Source organism: Paraburkholderia nemoris (assembly GCF_905221015.1).
GTDB classification, from domain to species: domain Bacteria; phylum Pseudomonadota; class Gammaproteobacteria; order Burkholderiales; family Burkholderiaceae; genus Paraburkholderia; species Paraburkholderia nemoris.
In genome coordinates, this window is record NZ_CAJNBO010000037.1 from 38094 (window position 1) to 55168 (window position 17075).

The window sequence follows — 17075 nt, forward strand, 5'->3', positions numbered from 1 at the left end:
ATCTCTCTTTACTTAATGACCGCGGCGTCAGGTGCGAACGGCGGCCACCAATTCCCCGTGAAACTTACCAACGAGATCGGCAAGGCCGCCTAGCAGGCCCTTGTAGCGCTTGATCGAACCGTCGGCCGTCACCACCAGCTGTGCGCTGTGGTAGTCCTGAATGAATGAGCCGAACTTCTCGATCAGACCCGATACCCGCTTATCGACGGCTTCCATCTGCTGGATGTCGGACTCCTCCTTCGCCCGGCGTTCTGCGAGTTCGGCAAGACGCGCCTTTGCGGCTTCGCATTCGGCCGTCACCCGTTTGAGTTCCGTGAGCTTGTCTTCGGTCGCGCTTTCCAGATTCCTGATGGCCTCAGGCGTGACTTCGACCTGCACTTCCTTGATCTGCACCTTCGCGTGCGCATCGGCAAGTTCTCGCGTCCTGTTCGTGACTTCGCGTTCAAGCTTCGCGATTTCACTCTGAAGGCCGCTCGTTGCCTGTTCTGCATTGTTCAGATCGACCATCGTCTTGCGCAAAGACTCCTTGCCCTGCTGCAATTCCTGGGTCAGACGCCGGGCCTCGGCCGTCAGGCGTTCGTTGTCGTTGTTGGCGTCGTCAAGCTGGCCATAGATTTCGGCGAGCTGGCTCGTCACGGTTGCGAGAGCGCTGTCCTTTTCGGAAAGGCGATCCTCGAACTGCGCAATTAGTTTTGCGACGTCGCGCTTGCTCAGATCAGCATTTTCACGCTTCGCTTCGATAACCATCGCGACGACATCATCGTCCTTGTTGACCAGCAACTGCATATCGCTGATCGAGAGCATTTCGACTGCGCCGCTGTTCGTGCTGAACCGCTCGTAGCAACGGATATACAGATAGACGGAGTCCCGCTTCTTGCGGAAGGTCGCTTCGAGAAAACTGTAGACCAGTTCGGCCGCCTTGTTCCGGACCTGCTTGGTGTCGCCGAGAGTGTTCACGAAGTGGGCTTCGACGCGAGTCCGGATGTGATAGAACGAGCCGCCGATGCGCATGTGCTCGAGTAGGATCTTGCGAGTGGAGTGCGCGACTTCCTCAGCCTCTTCGGCGATCGCAGCGCGCAGCGCATCGCCGATTTCCTCGCCGCCAAAGAATTGCTTGACCAACTGGCTGATTTCTATCTCGGACGGAACGTGCGCGAAGGCGAGGGGAAGCACCCGCTCGATCCGGTTGCTGTCGTTGCCGCTATTGTTTTCGTTACCCTCGGGGCGCGTCGGATCGAAGTCGTCGTCGGCTGCCGTTGCAATGTCGTTGCGATTGCTCATGTTGCTCTCGGAGAAAATTGTCGTGGGATAGCGCCAGGGCGCGATTAGCGCCGCGCCAACGGGAGCAGGCCACGCGGATTCAGTCGGGTGCCCAGGCGGGTAGATGATCCCGCACGGTGAGAGCGCTTACACAACAGCTTCGATTGCACTACAGTTTTCATACAACGAACTCCTTTCGTGTTTTGGTTCTTGTTCACGCTCTGGTCTCTGCGTTGCGGATTCGACTGGCAGGAAACTGTCTTCGTCACGCGCACGCCCTAGGATAAGCGTCCTTTTCAGGTAGAAAAGTCGCTAAGAAGCACAGATTCGTATAGCTTTCCGGGATTAGGGAGGCCGGCCATTTTCGATCCGCAAAAGTTTGATACGGCAACAATTACTGAAACTTTAGTAAGAGCCGGTAACTTTTCTAGGGGTTTTCCTCAATTTATCCCGGTGGCGCTGTATGGCATCCGGCCCCGTTTCCGCGAGCGTCAACAGAGCGGCGCGGGCCGAAACTACGTTGATTCGAACCCGGCTTCGCTGCTCGTGGGACGCCATGCGGGTGCGTAACCACTGCCGGAGATCGTCAATGCGCATGAGGTTGACGGGCAGCTCCGGGGATAGGGCGCAGTTCGTGTTGGGAAAGACGGCGATGCTTTCGACCGGCCAGACAGCGGGCAGGATGGAGCGAAGAAAGCGGACCTTCGACCGGTTCTGGGCGAGTGGCGAACGGCGTGCCTCGCTACGTCCATCGGCGCTCACACGCTCGACAGAAGAGTCGTCGTGCCCGGGCATGATCCGGCCTGTCCAGTTCTTCGTTTCGACGACAAAAATGCCGAATGGCGTAATGACAAGGTGGTCGACCTCGGCTGTCGGAAATTCCGTGCCCGGCGCATGGTTGAGAAGAAGGGGGCCGTCATGGAGATAGAAGTCATCTCCACACAGCCACGACAGCGCGGCGCGAAGCTCTGCCTGAACCCTCGCCTCGCCTTCGTCGCCGCTCTGCTCGCTCCGAAGGCTCGGAATGGAGAGGGAAGCAGGGCGCGCGACGCGCGCGCCCGCTTTGTTCGACACAAAACACCACGCCACATAAGCCGCCACCGCAAGAATGATCCAGTGCATGTCCCTGCTCCTGAAGAAGTAACAGGTTCAGTCTGCCAGGATTGCGGTGAAGTCAAGTCACCGGAATCCCGGAAAGCTATACGGTTTTGTCGAGCATTCCGGGTTAGGTGTCTGAACCGGCTAAGGCGACGCGGGCCGGAGCGGTCCCTCACGCGTCAAAGCTGCACGACTTTCGCAAGCATTTGGCCTCTCCGCTGAAGCCGATCCGGCTAATCTGATCCTGTTCAACGGCGTCTACTGACGCATCGATCTGCCGCGATTGATCGCGCGCGTCCTTCTGTTTCTCAACTTCCCCCTCATGCCGGTCTGCCAGTGCTTTCGTGCGCGCCCTTAACGGGTCCGCACGAAAGCGCTTCGCGCCGTGTTTCCTTGCTCATCGAGCATCGAAACCACCGGACGTTGGTCCGGACATTCCCTGTTGAATTTTTCTGGAGAGAAAAATGGTGCAAGTCCTGTTCAAAGACGCGACTAAAACGCCGGGCAAGCTACTCGCCCTGTGTCTCATCGTGTACTTCGCATCGAAGTCGTTTGTCATTGGGGTCTTTCTCTTCCTGCTCGGCGGCGCCTGGCTCGCGTCGGCAATGAAGAAAAAGGCCAAGGCCATCCTCGCAGCAGAAGCGGAAGCCGAAGCTGCGCGCGTCGAAGCTGAGAAGCTCGCCGCGTCCGCGCGTGTTGCTGCCCAGGCGAAGGCACAGGCTGCTGCAATGACGGGTATGGCTGCATCGAACGACAGCAGTGTCAAACCGGCGTCGACGAAGCAGTACGCGAAGTCGGCCGTCGTTATCCCCTTCAAGACCGGTACCTGAGCTCGTCAGGCTATCGCCAGTCCTTACCGTCACCCGGGGCTTTATTGCCCAGGTGACGGCACCTGAACCCCGCCGGGAATCCCATTCCCGAGCATGGGCCATGAGATTGCCGGCATCGAGGAGCAATCCCATGGAAACCCAGGTAGCTGCATGGCAGCTCGACATGTTCGGCGAGTCCTCGCCGATAGTTATCACCCCGGCCAGACCCGACCCTCTGCCCGATCCACACCTGTGGAGCGAGGCGGTGCGCGACAGGATGGTCGATGCATTGATTTCGCTTGCAAGCGATAGCCGCCGGGGGGACAGCATGCCCGAGTCGCTGATGGACTGCGCCGACTTCCTTTCGGAGCGTCTGCGCAACCGCAAGATCGACGTGGACGACTACCGCGCGACGCTCGGATGGATCATGGGGTACTGGGACGGTGCGTTGCCTTACGTCTTCGTGTGCAAGGTCAACGGGGTCGATCCCGAGACGCTGCAGGACGTCATTCTCAGTACGCCGTTGCTTGCACGCGATCTGCGCGAGCTGCAACGCACGTGTTTCGGCACGTTGCTGTAGGAGAACCGCAATGCCGAATCCAGCAACCCTTTTTTCCCGCGTCCTCGCGGATCTGTTCCCCGGCAACAGTGCCACCTCCCATCAAGCCGCTTCCCAGCCGCAACAGGACCCGCATCCTGCGGCACGTGAAACGCCCGACGCATCGGTTCCAGCGGCGCGCCCTAACGCTCCTGCTCATGTAGTCGGGCAGGGCGCCCAGAATGAAACCGTCGTGACGATCGGTGATGTCCCGCATCTCTTTGTCGATGAGGGCGATCACATTGTCGAGTTCGCGCCGGCCTTTGACAATCACGCCGAACAGACCGAGTTCGGCATGAAGATCGTTCCGGACCTGATCCCGCACTGGTTTCAGATTCGCATCCATCGTTGTGCGCTCAAGGAAGCACTGGCCGCAGCGATCCGTGGAACCAGCACAGGTGCCAGCCAGCCTGTTGCAAGCGCTCCGCAGGCAGGCAGCGCAGCGCTGCATGTCGCGGCAAACGAAAGCGACGAGCCCTTCGACGCATCCGGCGTTAAGCCCTCGCGCGAGCGACGTTCTTCTGGGCACGATGGGGCGAGCGTCAGAGGGCGCATTGTGTCGTGGGGCGAAGAGAAGTTTCCGGATCGCAAGCGGCCCGGGCGCTTCTACGATTCGTTCGCGATCCATGTCGAAACCGCGACCGGCGAAAGGACGCTCCAGGGAGAAGGTCTCAAGGAAGCGATTGCCGAGTGCCGTTGCTCGGTTGGCGATGTCGTTTCAGTTCGCCGTCTGCGCAAGATCCAGGTGCCTGCCATTCGGGCCGACGGCTCGCCGAAGATCGTCGACGGAAAGCAGGTCATGTGGGACAAGTGGCTCTGGTCTATTACCCGATAAGGGAATCTGGCATCCCGGAAAGTCTCACCGTTTCCTGATGCCTCTCCCGTAACCCCTCACCTTTGCACGGCACCCCCCCGGGTGTGTCGTTGCGACGGGTCTTCCGCCCTTTTCATACGCCGTCCCCTCCTGTTCTGAAAGGCACGTCTGCTGAAAAAAGCCGTTCGCTCACGCGCGGACCGTTTTTTTGAGCATGCGTTTTCACGCCTGTCTCAGGCACCGACCAAACCCACTCACTTCAAGGAGAGTGATTCATGACTGTAAGAGCAAGAGAGCTGACGCCCGAGCAGTACGAGTGGCTTCAGCGAAAACTTCGCGAATTTTCGCTCTCCCCGGAGCAATGGATTTCGCTCCTCGTGAGCTACGGCGTGCCTGCGGACCGTCTCACCGGGAACGCCTGTTCATGTCCTGTCTGCGGTGGCACCGATCGCTTCACCTACGATAACAAGCGTGGGCGGGGAAACTGGATCTGCCGCAAATGCAATAACGGTGAGGCGATGGCTGGCGACGGCCTTCAGCTGATCACGCGAGTGAACCGGATGGGGCTGTACCGGCTGATGCGTCAACTGGATGGGGGCCCCGCACCGCGCGCAGCGCGCCCGGCCGTTGCAGGCTCAGCGCCGAAACCCAAACGCAAGCCTGACCGGAAGTTCATTTCGAACCGCCTCAACTTAATGTGGGATGCGGCGTCGCCGATGTCTGGTAACGATCTTGCGATGCGCTATCTCACTGCGCGGGTGCCCGGATTGCGTATGGCTCCCTCCCGGGCGTTGCGCCTTGGCATGCTCGAGTACTGGCACGACAGGAAGGTGATTGGCAGCTGGCCGGGCATTCTCGCGCGGTACGAGTTGCCAAACGGAAGCCTTGGCACGCTGCACCGGACCTTTCTCGAGCGCTCGAGCCCTTCAAAGGCGGCGATCGTTTCTGACGACGGCGAGATCCTCGATTCGAAGCTCAACGACATGACGCTCAATCCGCTCGCGGGAGGTGCTGTCCGTCTGATGGAGCCGAAGAACGGAGAGATTGGTGTCGCCGAAGGACTGGAAACGGCGTGCGCCGCGCACATGCTGACTGGCGTACCCATGTGGTATTGCATGAACGTCGGACTGCTTCGGCAGTTCGTGGTTCCGGAAGGCCTTGGCATTCGCGTGGTGCACATCTTTGTCGACTTTGACGCCGTCGATGCCCGTACGGGCAAGTCCGTCGGTGTCGCTGGCGGGATCGAGCTGGTGAAGCGTTTGCGGGCAGAAGGCTTTACCGCGATCGTTCATCGTCCGCGTCTGCGGGGAACCGACTTCGCTGACGAGTGGATGACGCGCTGCAGGATCAATGTTCGGTTATCGGCCACGCAAGGGGCCAGCCGGACCGTTGCACAGCTAGCAGCAACCGCCTGATATCTCTTTAACCTGAACGCGGCATCGCGCCGCTGACTATCAACTCGCCCGGTGGGGATACTCCCCGCCGGGCAGTATTTCGCCGGGCTTTTTTCTGGAGTGGAAAAATGGCCTCGTTCAAGATTCTCGTGGGTAAATACTCGATCATCGCGACGAACGGTGCAAGTGGCGGCCGGCAACCCGTCGGCAAGTCAGATGCCGTTTCGTTCGATGTGATTGACCGTCGTTCGCAGGGCAACACGCAGTTCGCTGCCCGGGATCAGACGTTTTCGGAGGCGTGGGATTTCTGCGCGCATCGTCTACTTGTTACTGCTGCCTCGCGGCCGCACTGAAACCCTGAAAGCAAAGCGGCTCCCCCAGTGATGGGGGAGCCGTTTTTTTTGGTTCGCCGAGACGCTGCTCATCGCATGATCGCAAGACAGATGACGACGATCGCAGCAAACACCTTCCACAGTCGCCATAACTCGCTTGACCACAGCACGCCGGCCGCGCCAGCAAGCAGCATCACGACGCACAGGTCATTGTCGAAGTGCATGCTCTGCAACATCGCAGCGAACCACCACAGCGCGAGCGATGCGCAAAAGATGATCGCGCGGCGCGCGAAGAAGGACAGGGCGTTGAATTTCGCGTACCACGCCGCAGCCCGGTTCATCAGCGTCATGTCAGCCTCCCTTCTTTTCATACGATGCGTGCGCGGCCGCTCCGGCGTAGGCACCTGCAATGGCCGCGGCGAGCACGGTCGCGAAAAAGAGCCACGTGTGGGCTTCGTTCAGGGGCAGGCCATTGCGAATGATCTGGATCAGTTCGAGCATGTGATTCTCCTTTTATATTTGCCTCGGTGCACCGCACGTCGTGCGATGAACACCGAAGTCATGACCTATCTTGCCATCTGCAAACTGAAGTCAAGCGACTCCCGACATCAGTTCAAAAATACCCCCCGAAGGCGTCGGCGAGCGCCTCGACGTTGTGTCCATCGAGGCTCCCTTGCTCGTTGCTGGGCTCGGCGCCGGCAGCGACCGGCAACATGGACACAGCCGGCTCCGCTGGCGGACGATTCCTACTGGCAGTTAACGGTAACGTTGTATAGGGCGATGACATGGCGGGCGTCGATGCAGCCGTCGAAGCAGTCGCCGCTGTCTCGACAATGCTGCTCGCGGTCTGCGCCGGCACACCCCGTAGCGCGGCTTCGGCGAGGTGCCGCAACACGGCAGCACGCTCGCGATACGACTTCGCCTGAGCCAGCCGCGCGTGCAGAAGCGGCGTGGTCACCGGATCGATGACCACCTTCATGTCGAACTTCTCGCTCATGCTTTTGCTGTCGCACGCTCGCGGGTCAGGCCAGCTTCGCCGACAATCAGGAAGCCCTTGGCGTTGGCCATGCACGGCGAGTCGATGACTTCGAGCGATACGCGCGGGAACGCCTTGCGTATCGCGGGCGCGTACAGGGCGCCACCGCCGCCGGACAGGATGATCGATCGCACGCTCGTCAGTTGCCCGACCTTGTTCTGCATTTCCTTCACGACCCCTGCGATCACCGGCTGCGACTGTTCGAGATAGGGGTCGAGATGGATATCGTTGCCGTAAAAGAAGAAAGGCTTGCGCTCGCGCACGGCCTTGTCGATGCGCTCGATATCTTCGACCTGTTCGTCCTGGTCGCGCGATATGAGCGCAGCAATGCGCTGGTAGATCTGTGATGCGCCGCCCGGAATGCCGTCGCTACGCTTGTCGTCCATCGTGAAGCCATTCGCGTATACCCAGTCGGTCGTGAAGTAGCCCACGTCAATGACCAGGTGCGCGCTGTCGCGGCCAAACTCGCTCTGACGGTTGGCCGACGCAGCGACGAGGGAGCCGAGCGGCTGCGGTATGACAACGACCTTCTCGATGGTGACCCGACCCGGGCCGTAGTCGAACGCTCCGGTAAAGCGGTCCCGCAGCGCCGTACCGTACTTCTTCATGTTATGGACCGGCAGGCCGAGCACGAGGCGCTCGATGTGCGTGACGCCAGCGAAGTGGATCGCACCTGCCAGCAGGGCGGCATAGTTGTCGGAGAGAACGAAGTCATTCGACAATGCGCGGCCGGTGTTGCCATAGGCCGCCGTGAGCGATACGTCGGGACCCACTTCGTACTCTATCTGGTCGATCACAACTGTCGCGACCTTGCGCGAGACGAGGACACCGTCGCCGTAGCCAGACAGCGCGCGGCTTGCCGCAAGCGGCGCGAGCGAGGGAAACATGCCGGTCGCGATGGTGCCGCTCGCCGCGCGATGAGCGTACTTGGTATTGCCATAGCCGACGTCGACTGCGAAGACGGAAGTTTTCAAGATGACTCCATTCGATTTGAGAGGTCCGCGCCGAAGTGACAGAAAACTGACAGATAAGTATCAGCTTGCAGCTTCACATCGGCATAAGCCGCCGAACTATCAGATATCTGACAGATAAGTGTCAGGTCGGATGGTTCGACGGGTTTACTGGTCGAACTGACACTTTTCTGTCAGTTCTGCCTGGTTTCCAGTCTAGCGAGCCCCCAGCGAAGTCAAGTCGACGAAAGCCAGCAGGTTCAGCCCACCTTTTGGTCGAACACCCGGCGGCCGCAGTCGTATCCTGTGCATACCTACCGCGTCCATGACGCATCGATACAGAGTGCTGGGCACTCGCACGTCCATACCTTTGGGCTCGCAATGGGCCAAAAAACAGCAAGTGACCGGGCCGCACAGTGATGCGGCCTTTTTCTGAATCAGATCAAGTCCATGATGGTCCACCATGAGGACCCCTGGACAGTGCGATATCCATACGATCGGCGGCGGTTTGCCGCGATGTGACGCAATGAGGACATGTGGAGAGACCGGACACCGGACACTTTCCGCATGCTCATGAGCGTCTGCACACGCCCTTTCAGCGAATGCTGGGTACGTTCACGAAGCCCGATACACCGCGGCAGAGATGAACGTGCTTGGGGGCGGGGGAACTCCTGCGGTCCGGAATACACCGGAGAACCGCGATTCTCTGACGGAAGAGGACACGGCGCGCGCGGCCGTACACAAACGCGTATCAGGTATTGCCCGGCACATAGCGGGGGTGCGTTACCGCGAAGCGGAGAGCGGCCCACACGCGCAATGCGTCACGCTGGCAGGGTAGCCACGAAGCTGCATCACGCGAAGCGATTCGCAGCGCCACGACCGGGAGGTCGGGCGCGATAGCTCGGTGGTGGGTTGCGCGAAGCGCACTTCACGCCGGCACGCAGCAGATTGGACGGTCGGACCGCATGTTCTTCCCATGCATCTGGCTGATCGGTGGAAATCGCTAAAGGTCAGGAAGGCAGTACCCCACGCCGGGGTTAAGGCGCAGCCGCCAGAGCGGAAAAACGGATGGCCGCTGGATCGAAGTACGGCATCAGGTAGGGATGCTGCGATTCCAGGGGCGATAAACAACATTGCGGCGGTATCGTCGCGCGGAGCGTCAACGATGGCAGCAATCCTGAATGTACGTGCGGTGGTTAGCGTTTACCGGTTCACCCCGGAATTCCGGGACGCACTGCTGGGCCTGTTCGACAGGCATGTCGCTGAAATCCACAGCACGAGTCGGATTAGCAACAAGGCGTTGTCGATCAAAACGCAGGAGAGGAGAGCGACAGCGCTGTGCAAGGCTTTCACGGAACTCAGGGAGAACGGCTACGCGTTGCAGACGCCGTGGTCGCTGAAGCACAAGCACATCAGATTTCTCGTCACGCATTGGGTGGCGTGCAAGCAAAGCGGAGGCACGATCGAAAACAAGCTGACGTATCTACGTGCACTCGCGAACTGGATGGCCAAGCCGAACCTCGTCGGCACCTTGGCGGACTATGTTGATCGTCGCGAGCACGGCCTCGTGCGCAGCTATATCGCGACCGAGGACAAATCATGGGAAGCGCATGGCATTGATGCGGTGGCAAAGATCGAGGAGATTGCGCGAACCTGCCCGTACACTGCGGTTCAGCTGAAGTTGCAGGCTGCGTTTGGTCTACGGGTTGAAGAAAGTTTCATGCTCCGGCCCGCTGAGGCGGCTCGCAATCCGCAGACACTCGCTGTCACGCGCGGCACGAAGGGCGGTCGACCGCGCGAAGTGCCTATCGAGGCGAGGCTGGATATCCTGGAAGAAGCAGCGCGTCTGAGTAATGGCTTCACTGGCTCAACTGTGCCGGCTGATCGGACGCTCAAGCAGTGGCGGGACTGGTACTACTACGTGCTGGACAAGCACGGTGTGACGCGAAAGGGCCTCGGTGTTACCAGTCACGGCCTGCGACATGGGTTTCTTCAATCGCTTTATGCGCGGGTGGCTGGCGTCCCAGCACCTGTGAAGCGCGCCGGCGAAAAACCCGATCGCGAGGATCACCTGGAAGCGATGCGGCGCGTGGTCGAAGCGGCCGGGCATAGCCGCGTGACCAAGGCGAACGCGTATCTGTCCACTTTCGCGAAGCAGGATCGCCTGCAAAAGAAGCTGCCAACGGTAGAGCAGGTGCGCGCTGCGTTGGCGACCGGCAACGGTAACAAGAGTCACGCTGCGACGGCACTGGGCATTTCAAGGCAGGCGCTGTATCGGATCCTTGGTGCAAACGCATCTTCCCCACAGGACACGGGTCGCGCCGACAAATGACACCCAAAACAGCGTCTCACATGCCTCTCCCGGCAGGAGCGGAACAGGCACAATGAATTGTCTCTCAGGTTCTGGTGATGGCCCTCGGAAAACGCCAGAATCCTTTCAAAGCCGGCTCTTGTAGCCGGCTATTTTTTTATCGGTTCCGCGCCCTGAAGGCTGGAATCGACCCAAAGTCGCCGCTCCAGCCGCCACGGACTCGACGGCAGCTTTTCAGGGTGGTCCTGTCAATCCATGCGAATGATCCCGCCTGAGGCCGTGATCTTGACAACGTTCGAGATCGGATTGGCGATTACCTGTCGCGAACGTGTTCCGTCGCCGCCCATGGAATACTCGGCCGGAGCAAGATCGATTCCGATCGAAAACCCTTTGTTCTCGAACGTCTTTCGCACCGAATAGGCAGCGGCGTCGATAGAGACGCATCCAAAAGATCACCAGCCAGCCTGGTTAGCGCAACTGGCCATCTATCCCTCTGTCCTGCATCGCCTTCACGTTGACAAAGACAATCGCATAACCCTACGCCGTGGAAAGCTCTTCTATGGAAAGCTGGTCTATGTTTGCCCTCGCCGTTCAATGCAAGTCGGGCGGGTCGACAAGCCTTATTGTGAACCTCACCCCGCGCCCGGTCGTCAGGGTCAGCATATTCTCGGCGCGCTTGAACGGAGAGGAGATGGATCGCATCCACGTATTTTGATCGAAAACCGTCAGCTTCACCTTGTTGCCCAGCAGGTCGGTATTCTGCTCACCCAACAAGGTGTTGACTTCGCTGAGCTTCATCTTCGACAGATCGAGATGCTTATCGTCCTCGGCCTTGTGAAGCGCATCGTTCACCCCCTTCTCCAACAGCATGGGCGCTTTGACGAGAATTGTCCTCGCTTCACCACTGTCCAAGCTGATGGGAAGATCCAGGCTCTTCCCATCCATCGTCTCCAACGTATCGAAGCCGCCGATTTGCGTATGCTGACCGCCGTTCATATTTTCGAGGTCTGCGCTAATGATAGATAGGCGGCGATCGCTGGTGTTCGAAATCGTCACGGTCCAGCACAACGCCGCCATGCCGTTGAGGGAGCCTCCGTGGTATTCGAATTGGCATTGGTTCGTCACCTTGGCCGAGTAGGAAATTGCGTCATCCTTCATTTTGTTGGCCTGGTACGCCGAATATGCGGACCAGGCTGAGAACGCCGCGGCGGCAATCGCAATAAACGTCTCGCGGTTCGGCTTTCCAAACATGAAGTTCCAAAACCTCCCCTTGATCGATGACTTCGGCGAGGGTGAAGGCGCAGAAACTGAGGCTGGTGTCGGAGCGGGCGTCGGCGTCGCGGTCGGCGCTGACGTCGGCATTGGTGCCGGCCCTGGCGCTTTCGCTGACGTCGGTGATGCCGTCGGGCCGGGCGGCGGGGAAGTGCTGGGTCCATGTGACGGCGACGTCTCGGAAGTCATGAATGTCGTCTCCTATTCCAATGAGGCAACGATATCCCAAACAGGCCGTTGCCGATTGTGAGCAGACAAAGCCGTCGCATAAAGGCGCTGAGTGAAGATAGTTGGGTGAAAGGCACCTGCGCCGATTTATCTTAGCGAGTGGCGGCACCGCCACCGGCGCATTTTCTGGGTATAGCAGTCGGTCGCACGGCTAAGTTGCTAGCAGAGGAACGGCAGCACTTGGCCGAAGCCGGAAGTAGCGGTTGGCGCAAACAACGCGGACCTCATCGAAAACCAAAGTTCCTTAGGCAAGCGGATCGTGGTGACGATCGGCGAGAAGATCGGCAAGCAGCACGTGGGGCGGCCAAGGCGCAACAGCGGAAACGCTCTCCATGCCGACGCCTCATGAGCGCGGCGGGACGCGAAACCACGTGACCGCTACGACCAGCAAGAACACCGCGTAGGCCATCGCGAATACCCAGCCCGGTAAGTTGTAGTAAAGCCAGTAGCTTACCCAGCGCTGCACGAACCCCTGCGGGCCGACGCGTCCGATACGAAGCCAGTCCTCGAGGTCCGTCAGCGGGCACGGTATGTCAAGAACAGCGAGAATCGCGACGACGCCTATCGCTGTGAGATGCGCTATCCGGAACACGCGGTTGCGTACCCAGTCGCGTTTCAACCATGCGCCCGTCCAGATAGCGGTTAACCCGCCGACGATAAACAGGACGATCAGCGCGTGCAAAACCAGAACGGTATTGGCCAGCCAGTTCATAATACGGCGTCCGGTTCGATATCGCCAACGCCGACTCAATGTCGGAACCGCCTACGGTAGTTTCAGAGCGATCATTCGGCATAAAAGACCCTCGAGCGAAACGAGGTACCCATACTCCACCAGATTGTCGCCAATTCTCACGTGGCGCTCGAGTGCCTGTTCCTGGCCGACTAAAGCCTTCAGCGAGAGCTATACACCGTTGCAAGCCTCCGAAGCCTTTGGGTGGGGATCAAAGAATCGCAACACCCGTGCCGCGATCCACGGTGTGTGTTTCGAGGAGTATTGGGCCAACGTCGTTCGCTGGCGTTGGCATTTGCGGGCGCTGTGGCGAGACTGGCCGGTGTCCACGCGTTTGTCCGGCCGGGCGTCGGAGGAAGTCTCACCAACGGTCCCGATCGGGCATCGCATCGACCGCGAGTGCTACGCGGTCTTCGAACACCAGATCCGAATGTCCGGAAGGCGTGGGAATCCTCGGAAACTGGGCATAGCGCTCGCCGTCGATATCCACCCACTTTACGAGTTGCATCAGCTTGCGCCAGCGCGCAGCGTCATTCAAAAGTGGCTGGATCGGCCAGCAATCGTTGGTCGATATGGAAGCGTCGACAAGCCTCTGCGCGAGCATCGCGAAAATCGGGCCGCGTGTCTCCCAATCTTCTTCATTGCGCGCAAGCAGATTGATGATCATCTGTGCGTCGCAGGCACCGACTTCCTTCTCGATGAACTGGCGTAAGTCGCCGGCCGTCACTTTCGGGCGATTGAGCCGACGATTCCAGATCTTCCCACACTCATCAAGGGCCGCGTGCTCGTCGCTGCCGACTGCGATCCACGGCGTGCTCATCCCACAGTCCGCGCAATAGATGCACGCGAGCTTCTCGGTTTTCGGGGCGTAAGCCGGGCGAGCCAGCGTGTCGCCAATCTTGGGCGGTCCAGCCTGGCGGCCGAATTGCCCGTAGTCAAACCCGGCTTCGCCAATGTCCGGGACGACACGTTGTGAAAATCCAGCGGTGCCGCGTCCGCCGCAGTGATCGCATGGATAGAGCTGTTCGTACATTTTGGGTTTTCGCGCGTCATTACCTAGTGTGATTATCGTTGGACATCGGACGCGCGAAAAGCAGGAGTTACAACCTGAAAGGTATTATTCATTTACTGCAATAATCGGAGGAAAGTCGTCGTGCAACTGCCCGTCGAGCTCGCGCCCGGCCTTGCGCTTGCCGATCCGGTCCATCGTCTGGCGAAAGGGATTGGGTCCGTGAGCATTCCAGTGGTCGTTGTAGTCAAAGAACCCGCTGCGAATATTGCGACGATCACGTTCAATCAGATCGTTGCCTGCGCAACTATTTCCCGGTGCCCACTCGCCCCATTGCTTGAAATGGAAATTGACACCAGCAGCGTGACATTGATCACGCAGGGACCGAACCCAGGCAGGGTGAATCGGCCGCGCACCGCGGCCGCTTTCACCCCCAACGAAAATTCCGTCGATCATCGGGGGTGCCTGAAGTTCGCCCGGGCTGCCCCACGGACCGATCCAGTCGTAAAGGTTGACCGGGCCGAGTAGAGGCTCCATCGACAGAAAGCGCACGCTCGCCGGTGCGTCGACGAGTTTGCGAATATCGCGGTCGGCTTCTTCCTGATTGACGATGGTCGCGCCGAGCCAGACGTTCTCCGGCGTGCCTTGCGGAAACATATCGGCGAGCATCGCGCCGGCATTCCCGATCCGCTTGGTGAGTAACATCCAGACGAGATGCGGCGTCTCGCGAATGAGCCGGGCGAAGCGTTCGCGTTGACCGTCGGGTGCGGCGTTGTCGAACGGATCGCATACGCTCGGGAAGACCTTCCGGTATTGGCCCGCCTTCGCCGCGGCATCGTTCCAGCGCACAGGTTTTTCCCAATGCGCGTCGCTGTAGACACGGCGAGGGGCTCCCGGTCCCCAGTTTTCCCCATGGCGCAACCAACGGTTCATGGACTCGGCATAGCAGTGGTCGCAGCCCGGACCGACCTTCTGGCAACCCTCCCAAGGGCTCCATGTCATGTCGGTCCATTCAATTGCAGTATTCGCGCCCATTGTCCGCTCCCGGTCAAACTGCTTCAGTGGCGAGCGCCGAGGCGGCGAGCGTCCCAGACTGCCGGGCGCGGGCCTCGATTCTGTCGAGCCACCGCAGGTACGTATCGTCGCTGGCCAGGTCGGAGACGAAAGGGGCGATGACGTGATCCAGGGGTGCCGCCGTCAGGTTGATGCTGACGATGGTTTCTTGATCGGGAACGATCCAGAAATACCAGCGCTGGACAAAGTACCACCATGTCTTTGCGCGCTCGAGTTCAGACCATGTTGCCGTGAAATCGAGCACCGAGCCGACGGCGCTGAAGAAGACGCAGCGCACACCGTCGCCGCACAGAGATGCCACCACCACCTGGCGACCGCCGGAAATGGACTGCGGATCATGACATGCGCAGCTGAGTGCCGGGTAGCGACCGACCCAGTCGAGCGAGCGCGAGATCGCGCGTTCCAGAAAGAACGTCTTGCCTTGCATACGAACTCCGATGATATGTCGCCCGCTCAGGGACGGGTATGCACTGAGTGTGCCTCGTTCACAGGGAAGTCAAGCGGCCGGCGTTGGCCATTGTGGCTAGCGACGTTTACTGGCGGGTGGCAGCCGGACAGCATCCAGGACCTCGCGATCCACGTTCCATTCGACGACCGGGATCTGCCGTGCAGATCGCAGAGCGCGCTTTTCTTCCTTGCGAGCTTCGTAGTGGTCGACCCCATTCATTCCATAGACCTCGACGTGGGTGTCAATGGCCGTATCACACAACACGAAGTCGGGCAGCATGTCGTCGCCGTCGCTCATGCGAACAGGTTTCTGGAAATCCCGGCCCTCCATGACCAGCCTGTTGGCCATGGCAACTTCGGGCATGGAATCGCATGGCAGGAGCGCGCGGGAGCACAGCATCACCGCTAGATCGACGAGCTTCAGGTGACCTCTGGGTGTGCGTTCAACGAGAAGGAGGGCGATGACCCGAGCGGCGCGATCGCCGAGCGCGCGCCATGCGTGCGGATAGGTTCGCGCAGCGTGGTCGATCAGGCTGGTGCTAGCGTAGTACTTACGTGCGCTCTGTCTGAGGCTAAGCGCGTGACCATACTGCGTGGGCGAAACCTCGTTGATCTCACCGATGACCAGTCCTCGCCTCGTCGTCCCTTCTTCGACGGTCAGGCGACCAATGAACGCATCGAATTCCGCATTGATCGCGACGCGATCGGCTTCATCGAATCGACGCATGATGTGCAGGACATCCTGCGCGTCGGCGCCATTGATAAGCGCGGTGCCGACCTCGGCGAGGAGCTGGGCATTGCATTGCCCCCAGTGCCGGGACGTGCTCGTGCCAGTCCACTGGTTAAGGCCAGCCTCGACCCAGAGCGTCTGCAGGAATGCAAGCAGGCTGGCTGAGCGGCGACTGGCTCGGCTGGACGGCTTCGCGGGCGAGCCGCGTGAGCCTGTGGTGGTTTCCCGCAGGGTGAGCGAGGCGTCGAGTTTGACATTCAGGCCGGTGGGCGTCGCGAAGATTGCGGCTTTCGTGTCCGCACCGCTGGCCGGCTTCGTGACGTCGGGATCCTTGAAAAATGCGCAGCCGCGCTTGTGACGGTGGCCGTCATCGGGCCAACCGGCCAGGTGAAGAAGCGAGCCGTAACGGCGTATCACGAGCTGCAGCGGCGCGGCGTGGGTCTCGCAGAGGCAGACCGCGTAGCCGGGCGTGACCTTTGCGCGCTCGAGGCGCTTCACGTAGCGGGCCGGATTTTCCTGTACGTCACTGAGCGGAAACTCACCGCCATCGAAAGATACCTGGGACATGGTTGCCTCTGCACCATAGAAAAAGGCCGCGCGCGGCGGCCGTGGAAGGAGTTGTACAAATCGCGGGTCACATCTGGCCGCCATGGACTTCACTGGGCGAATATTCTCGTCCCGTTGTCTTGTCGGTCAGGAACCATTCGCCGGACCGTAGCCGTATGACGTTGCACTGGGGATAGCGCGCGGCCATCATCGCCAGCTCCCGCTCTTCGCGGCTTTTCCGGATCGTTGAAATGAGCCCGGCGACGAGGTGGACGGTCACCAGCGCATACAGGGCCGCTGCCATGACCACGGTTGGCGTCCATGACTGTTACGTCCCGCTATATCTGGGTTCCAGCGGAGGTGTTTATCTCGGTATCAAATAGGATGAAGTTTGGAACTTAACCCTGAACATCATGAGATGAGACGGACGTAAAGAA

At 59.9% G+C, this 17075-nt stretch carries 20 protein-coding genes; 7 read left to right on the forward strand and 13 right to left on the reverse strand.

What is annotated here, in order from left to right:
• Positions 1-27: 27 nt before the first annotated feature.
• A complete protein-coding gene (locus tag KHO33_RS36560) occupies positions 28-1281 on the reverse strand; it encodes a hypothetical protein (RefSeq protein ID WP_200567630.1) in 1254 nt (417 codons plus the stop codon).
• Positions 1282-1665: 384 nt separating this feature from the next.
• Positions 1666-2382 (reverse strand): nuclease-related domain-containing protein, encoded by a 717-nt coding sequence (locus KHO33_RS36565; protein ID WP_200567631.1) that lies wholly within the window; start codon positions 2380-2382, stop codon positions 1666-1668.
• Positions 2383-2822: 440 nt separating this feature from the next.
• Here KHO33_RS36565 and KHO33_RS36570 point away from each other — a divergent pair, with 440 nt between their 5' ends.
• The 5 genes from KHO33_RS36570 (at position 2823) to KHO33_RS36590 (ending at position 6326) form a co-directional block, all read left to right on the forward strand.
• Complete coding sequence (locus KHO33_RS36570) at positions 2823-3188, forward strand: hypothetical protein (protein ID WP_200567632.1); 366 nt, start codon at positions 2823-2825, stop codon at positions 3186-3188.
• A 130-nt stretch (positions 3189-3318) separates the two neighbouring features.
• Positions 3319-3747, forward strand: a complete 429-nt coding sequence (locus KHO33_RS36575; protein WP_200567633.1) for a hypothetical protein — start codon at positions 3319-3321, stop codon at positions 3745-3747.
• A gap of 10 nt (positions 3748-3757) precedes the next feature.
• Positions 3758-4600: a hypothetical protein gene (locus KHO33_RS36580; protein ID WP_200567651.1), complete on the forward strand. Its 843-nt coding sequence runs from the start codon at positions 3758-3760 to the stop codon at positions 4598-4600.
• Between the two features lie 254 nt (positions 4601-4854).
• The gene (locus tag KHO33_RS36585) at positions 4855-5994 is read left to right on the forward strand and encodes a primase-helicase zinc-binding domain-containing protein (RefSeq protein ID WP_200567634.1); all 1140 of its coding nucleotides are present in this window, start codon (positions 4855-4857) and stop codon (positions 5992-5994) included.
• A gap of 107 nt (positions 5995-6101) precedes the next feature.
• Positions 6102-6326, forward strand: a complete 225-nt coding sequence (locus tag KHO33_RS36590; RefSeq protein ID WP_200567635.1) for a hypothetical protein — start codon at positions 6102-6104, stop codon at positions 6324-6326.
• Positions 6327-6394: 68 nt separating this feature from the next.
• On the opposite strand, the gene KHO33_RS36595 is transcribed toward KHO33_RS36590, so the two are convergent.
• The 4 genes from KHO33_RS36595 to KHO33_RS36610 all read right to left on the reverse strand — a co-directional run bounded on the left by KHO33_RS36595 (position 6395) and on the right by KHO33_RS36610 (position 8315).
• Positions 6395-6655 carry a hypothetical protein gene (locus tag KHO33_RS36595; RefSeq protein WP_200567636.1) on the reverse strand — a complete coding sequence of 87 codons (261 nt, stop codon included), beginning with the start codon at positions 6653-6655 and terminating at the stop codon, positions 6395-6397.
• 1 nt (position 6656) lies between these two features.
• Positions 6657-6806 carry a hypothetical protein gene (locus tag KHO33_RS36600; protein WP_200567637.1) on the reverse strand — a complete coding sequence of 50 codons (150 nt, stop codon included), beginning with the start codon at positions 6804-6806 and terminating at the stop codon, positions 6657-6659.
• Between the two features lie 112 nt (positions 6807-6918).
• On the reverse strand, positions 6919-7302 hold the full coding sequence (locus KHO33_RS36605; protein WP_200567638.1) for a hypothetical protein: 384 nt from the start codon (positions 7300-7302) through the stop codon (positions 6919-6921).
• Entirely contained in the window at positions 7299-8315 is a 1017-nt protein-coding gene (locus KHO33_RS36610; protein WP_200567639.1) for a PRTRC system protein D, read from the reverse strand. The genes KHO33_RS36605 and KHO33_RS36610 overlap by 4 nt, the downstream gene beginning before the upstream one ends.
• A gap of 1141 nt (positions 8316-9456) precedes the next feature.
• Here KHO33_RS36610 and KHO33_RS36615 point away from each other — a divergent pair.
• Positions 9457-10623, forward strand: coding sequence for an integrase domain-containing protein (locus tag KHO33_RS36615; protein WP_200567640.1), 1167 nt, complete (start codon positions 9457-9459; stop codon positions 10621-10623).
• A gap of 570 nt (positions 10624-11193) precedes the next feature.
• Here the strand turns inward: KHO33_RS36615 and KHO33_RS36620 are convergent.
• Positions 11194-11853, reverse strand: coding sequence for a hypothetical protein (locus KHO33_RS36620; protein ID WP_200567641.1), 660 nt, complete (start codon positions 11851-11853; stop codon positions 11194-11196).
• Here KHO33_RS36620 and KHO33_RS36625 point away from each other — a divergent pair.
• Positions 11852-12124, forward strand: coding sequence for a hypothetical protein (locus KHO33_RS36625; RefSeq protein ID WP_200567642.1), 273 nt, complete (start codon positions 11852-11854; stop codon positions 12122-12124). The two genes, KHO33_RS36620 and KHO33_RS36625, sit on opposite strands and share 2 nt — an antisense overlap.
• A gap of 321 nt (positions 12125-12445) precedes the next feature.
• Here the strand turns inward: KHO33_RS36625 and KHO33_RS36630 are convergent, their stop codons facing one another.
• From KHO33_RS36630 to KHO33_RS36655, 6 genes are all read right to left on the reverse strand, one after another.
• Positions 12446-12814, reverse strand: coding sequence for a DUF2784 domain-containing protein (locus KHO33_RS36630; RefSeq protein WP_200567643.1), 369 nt, complete (start codon positions 12812-12814; stop codon positions 12446-12448).
• Between the two features lie 379 nt (positions 12815-13193).
• Positions 13194-13865 (reverse strand): Lar family restriction alleviation protein, encoded by a 672-nt coding sequence (locus tag KHO33_RS36635; protein WP_200567644.1) that lies wholly within the window; start codon positions 13863-13865, stop codon positions 13194-13196.
• 84 nt (positions 13866-13949) lie between these two features.
• Positions 13950-14876 (reverse strand): phage Gp37/Gp68 family protein, encoded by a 927-nt coding sequence (locus KHO33_RS36640; protein ID WP_200567645.1) that lies wholly within the window; start codon positions 14874-14876, stop codon positions 13950-13952.
• Positions 14877-14889: 13 nt separating this feature from the next.
• Entirely contained in the window at positions 14890-15342 is a 453-nt protein-coding gene (locus tag KHO33_RS36645) for a hypothetical protein (protein WP_200567646.1), read from the reverse strand.
• A gap of 96 nt (positions 15343-15438) precedes the next feature.
• On the reverse strand, positions 15439-16659 hold the full coding sequence (locus KHO33_RS36650; protein ID WP_200567647.1) for a DUF1173 family protein: 1221 nt from the start codon (positions 16657-16659) through the stop codon (positions 15439-15441).
• A 67-nt stretch (positions 16660-16726) separates the two neighbouring features.
• On the reverse strand, positions 16727-16942 hold the full coding sequence (locus KHO33_RS36655) for a hypothetical protein (RefSeq protein ID WP_211629271.1): 216 nt from the start codon (positions 16940-16942) through the stop codon (positions 16727-16729).
• Between the last annotated feature and the right edge of the window lie 133 nt (positions 16943-17075).

Bases quoted from the DNA above. Each gene is read 5' to 3' on its own strand.
- KHO33_RS36560 (WP_200567630.1), bottom strand. From the start codon at position 1,281: ATGAGCAATCGCAACGACATTGCAACGGCAGCCGACGACGACTTCGAT.
- KHO33_RS36585 (WP_200567634.1), top strand. From the start codon at position 4,855: ATGACTGTAAGAGCAAGAGAGCTGACGCCCGAGCAGTACGAGTGGCTT.
- KHO33_RS36650 (WP_200567647.1), bottom strand. From the start codon at position 16,659: ATGTCCCAGGTATCTTTCGATGGCGGTGAGTTTCCGCTCAGTGACGTA.
- KHO33_RS36645 (WP_200567646.1), bottom strand. From the start codon at position 15,342: ATGCAAGGCAAGACGTTCTTTCTGGAACGCGCGATCTCGCGCTCGCTC.
- KHO33_RS36605 (WP_200567638.1), bottom strand. From the start codon at position 7,302: ATGAGCGAGAAGTTCGACATGAAGGTGGTCATCGATCCGGTGACCACG.
- KHO33_RS36620 (WP_200567641.1), bottom strand. From the start codon at position 11,853: ATGTTTGGAAAGCCGAACCGCGAGACGTTTATTGCGATTGCCGCCGCG.
- KHO33_RS36595 (WP_200567636.1), bottom strand. From the start codon at position 6,655: ATGACGCTGATGAACCGGGCTGCGGCGTGGTACGCGAAATTCAACGCC.
- KHO33_RS36655 (WP_211629271.1), bottom strand. From the start codon at position 16,942: ATGGCAGCGGCCCTGTATGCGCTGGTGACCGTCCACCTCGTCGCCGGG.
- KHO33_RS36570 (WP_200567632.1), top strand. From the start codon at position 2,823: ATGGTGCAAGTCCTGTTCAAAGACGCGACTAAAACGCCGGGCAAGCTA.
- KHO33_RS36640 (WP_200567645.1), bottom strand. From the start codon at position 14,876: ATGGGCGCGAATACTGCAATTGAATGGACCGACATGACATGGAGCCCT.
- KHO33_RS36635 (WP_200567644.1), bottom strand. From the start codon at position 13,865: ATGTACGAACAGCTCTATCCATGCGATCACTGCGGCGGACGCGGCACC.
- KHO33_RS36575 (WP_200567633.1), top strand. From the start codon at position 3,319: ATGGAAACCCAGGTAGCTGCATGGCAGCTCGACATGTTCGGCGAGTCC.
- KHO33_RS36580 (WP_200567651.1), top strand. From the start codon at position 3,758: ATGCCGAATCCAGCAACCCTTTTTTCCCGCGTCCTCGCGGATCTGTTC.
- KHO33_RS36600 (WP_200567637.1), bottom strand. From the start codon at position 6,806: ATGCTCGAACTGATCCAGATCATTCGCAATGGCCTGCCCCTGAACGAA.
- KHO33_RS36565 (WP_200567631.1), bottom strand. From the start codon at position 2,382: ATGCACTGGATCATTCTTGCGGTGGCGGCTTATGTGGCGTGGTGTTTT.
- KHO33_RS36615 (WP_200567640.1), top strand. From the start codon at position 9,457: ATGGCAGCAATCCTGAATGTACGTGCGGTGGTTAGCGTTTACCGGTTC.
- KHO33_RS36630 (WP_200567643.1), bottom strand. From the start codon at position 12,814: ATGAACTGGCTGGCCAATACCGTTCTGGTTTTGCACGCGCTGATCGTC.
- KHO33_RS36625 (WP_200567642.1), top strand. From the start codon at position 11,852: ATGAAGTTCCAAAACCTCCCCTTGATCGATGACTTCGGCGAGGGTGAA.
- KHO33_RS36590 (WP_200567635.1), top strand. From the start codon at position 6,102: ATGGCCTCGTTCAAGATTCTCGTGGGTAAATACTCGATCATCGCGACG.